Source organism: Acinetobacter sp. YH01020, from assembly GCF_013420275.1.
Lineage (GTDB): Bacteria > Pseudomonadota > Gammaproteobacteria > Pseudomonadales > Moraxellaceae > Acinetobacter > Acinetobacter amyesii.
In genome coordinates this window covers 1-3,064 of record NZ_VOYN01000106.1, presented here as the reverse complement: position 1 = coordinate 3,064, position 3,064 = coordinate 1, and the positions used below count along the sequence as shown (strand labels likewise).

General features: G+C 38.6%; 2 protein-coding genes and 2 pseudogenes. 2 read left to right on the top strand and 2 right to left on the bottom strand.

Annotated features, from left to right (window positions below; all coding sequences use genetic code 11):
* The first annotated feature begins 190 nt into the window (after positions 1–190).
* Both FTT85_RS18220 and FTT85_RS18215 read left to right on the top strand, forming a co-directional pair.
* Complete coding sequence (locus tag FTT85_RS18220; RefSeq protein ID WP_180109922.1) at positions 191–985, top strand: tetratricopeptide repeat protein; 795 nt, start codon at positions 191–193, stop codon at positions 983–985.
* A gap of 93 nt (positions 986–1,078) precedes the next feature.
* Positions 1,079–1,593, top strand: a pseudogene (locus FTT85_RS18215) (helix-turn-helix domain-containing protein); the annotation flags it as partial.
* A 34-nt stretch (positions 1,594–1,627) separates the two neighbouring features.
* On the opposite strand, the pseudogene FTT85_RS18210 reads toward FTT85_RS18215, so the two are convergent.
* Together FTT85_RS18210 and FTT85_RS18985 are read right to left on the bottom strand one after the other, a co-directional pair.
* Positions 1,628–2,865, bottom strand: a pseudogene (locus FTT85_RS18210) (IS256 family transposase).
* A 40-nt stretch (positions 2,866–2,905) separates the two neighbouring features.
* Positions 2,906–3,058, bottom strand: coding sequence for a transposase (locus FTT85_RS18985; protein WP_373886907.1), 153 nt, complete (start codon positions 3,056–3,058; stop codon positions 2,906–2,908).
* Between the last annotated feature and the right edge of the window lie 6 nt (positions 3,059–3,064).

Below are 3,064 nucleotides of genomic sequence, written 5' to 3'. Positions count from 1 at the left end.
TGTACACAGCGCATTGGGTTATGTATCGCCTTTTGAGTTTGAAGCAATGTACTATGATAAGATTAACCCGTTAGGTCACGTGGCCTAACTTAAATAAAAATGTCTCCGACAAACCCGGTACGGTTCAATTTTGGTGGCTATTCACTATGCTAGAATGGCATATAAATTATTCTGACTAAGTGAATGAAAAATGAATGTAAAAAAAACAGCTTTTTTTTTAGTATTTTTGAGTTTACTTGGTCTTAATAGTTGTACAAAGACTGTACCTCAGAAAGAAAAAAATCTTGTTAAATCAGAGTCTTTATATAAACAAGGTCAAAAATATTTTTTAGGTGATGGTGTAGAACAAAACTATCAAAAAGCTTTGGAATATTTTGAAAAAGCTGCAAATGAAGATTCTGTAGTTGCTCAAAATGATTTAGCAGGTATGTACTTCAAAGGAATAGGTACACAAAAAAATGAAGCTAAAGCTTATTATTGGTTTAATGAAGCATGTAAATTAAATTCTTCTGAAGCTCAGTATAATTTAGGTGTAATGTATGACAATGGATATTATGTAGATAAAGATCGAACAAAAGCTTTAGATTATTATAACTTATCTGCAAAACAAGGATATGCTCGGGCTCAATTCAGCCTCGCTAATGCATATCTTGATGGAAATGGTATTGAAAAAGATATCAATAAGGCCATTAGCTTGTATACCGATGCGGCTAAACAAAATTTACCAGATGCTCAATACAATTTAGCCAACATATATGAAGAAGGAGCTATAGTTCCAAGAGATGAAAAAAAAGCGCTCGATCTTTATATACAAGCAGCAAACCAGAATTTTCCTATAGCTCAAAATAATTTGGGTTATATGTATGCGAATACCTATAATGATCTAGAAAAAGCAAAATATTGGTTTCAACGGGCATTTGAGAATGGTTATAGAGATGCTGGGGATGCACTAAAAAAAATAGAATCAATATCTAATTTGTATTAGTTCAGATTTGATCGTACATTCTTCTTGAAAAAGAGAAAGTTACCCGTTTTGATAAAGGTGTCGAAATCTTAATCAAACAAAGGTAACTTTCTTATGTTGCATACTAACAATCAAATCATTAAACACAAAGTAGAGGTCTGCTCAATTTAGCTGAAGAGCTTCAGAATGTATCCAGAGCATGCAAAGTGATGGGTGTTTCAAGAGATACATTTTATCGCTATCAAGAGTTAGTGAAGTCTGGTGATATTGACGCACTGATCAATAAATCCCGTCGAGTACCAAATTTAAAAAACCGTGTAGATGATGCTACTGAACAGGCTGTTATTGATTTCGCAATTCAATATCCCGCATATGGTCAGCACCATACTAGTAATGAATTACGCAAGAAGGGTGTATTCGTTTCAGGGAGTGGGGTTCGCTCTATATGGCTTCGTCATGATTTAGAAAACTTTAAGAAGCGTTTAAAAGCACTTGAGGCTAAAGTGGAACAGGATGGTATTGAATTAAATGATTAGCAGATTGCGGCACTTGAACGTAAGCATGAGGATGACGTTGCTTGTGGTGAAATCGAAACAGCTCATCCAGGCTATTTAGGCACACAAGAGAGCCTGTAAATAATTTTGTGTAATTGCTTTTCATAAATTAAAGGTGATTGCTTAAGCGGTCACCGAATTCAATAATAAAGCGACTCATGGCTAAACGCCAGTCGCGAATAGGCATATTCCACTTTTTAGATGCTGCATCAATTGCCAGGTAAATCACTTTACGTACAGAATCATCCGTTGGAAAGACTTTCCGCTTTTTGATCGCCTGGCGTATTACGCTGTTTAATGACTCGATCGCATTGGTGGTATAGATGGCTTTGCGTATCTCGGCTGGATAAGCAAAGAAGGTATTCAGATTCTCCCAATGTGTACGCCAGCTTTTGCTGATCTGTGGGTACTTGTCATCCTATGTTTGAGCAAATTGATCCAAGGCTATCAATGCAGCCTCTTCAGTAGGTGACTGATAAACGGCTTTTAAATCCTGAGTGACCGCCTTGTAATCTTTCCATGACACGTATTTCAAGCTGTTACGCAGCATATGGATAATGCACAGCTGGATATGGGTTTGCGGGTATACGCTGTTAATGGCATCAGGAAAGCCTTTTAGTCCTGAGAAGCGCTGCTTCGCAAGGCAGGCGATCAGAATATCCTGCAACCCTCGGTTTTTCAGCTCAGTCAGGACATTCAGCCAGAACTTTGCACCTTCATTCTCAGCCATCCACATACCGAGCAGTTCTTTCTGTCCATCAAGATTAATGCCTAAGGCAAGGAATACAGCCTTGTTGATGACACTGCCATTATGACGGACTTTAACCACAATACAGTCCATATAGACGATGGGATAGATCGCATCCAGCGGACGGTTTTGCCATTCAGCAACCTGCTCCTTGACGGCATCCTCACAGCAGTGCTGTTCGCCTTGGAAATGAGCGTTGGAGATACATCAGCATCGTACATTTCCTTAAAGGTAGCAACAATTTCACGGGTAGTCATACCTTTGGCATAAAGGGATAGAATCTGGCTATCCATTTGCGTGATACGGGTCTGATTCTTTTTAATCAGTTGTGGCTCAAATGTACCGTCACGATCTCGTGGTGTGGTGATCTCAATCTCCCCATCATTGCTAAGCACGGTCTTACTGGAATAACCGTTACGGGCATTTGAACCGTTCTTACGAGCATTCTTTTCATGTCCGAGATGTTCGGTAAGTTCGGCATTGAGAGCCGTTTCAACAGTGAGTTTAGTCAACAATCGGGGGAATTGGTTGAGATCGTCTTCTGTTTTGATTCCTTTAGCAAATTCTGCTGCAAGGTCTTTTAGTTTTTGTTCGTTCATCATGTTGCCTGACTCCGTTGTGAATATGAACATAGCAAATTCAGGCAATTACACAATTTAATTTACAGTCTCTGATGTTCGGGTGCATATCTAACAATAAGTGAATATGATCAGCTTCACCATTGAACTCAATCAAGTCAATCTCCCAATCAGCACAGTTCTTTTTTACAATTTCTTCAAGCCGATTGATCATCTCATT

Coding starts and splice junctions, on each gene's coding strand:
- FTT85_RS18985 (WP_373886907.1), bottom strand. CDS start 3,058: ATGATCAATCGGCTTGAAGAAATTGTAAAAAAGAACTGTGCTGATTGG.
- FTT85_RS18220 (WP_180109922.1), top strand. CDS start 191: ATGAATGTAAAAAAAACAGCTTTTTTTTTAGTATTTTTGAGTTTACTT.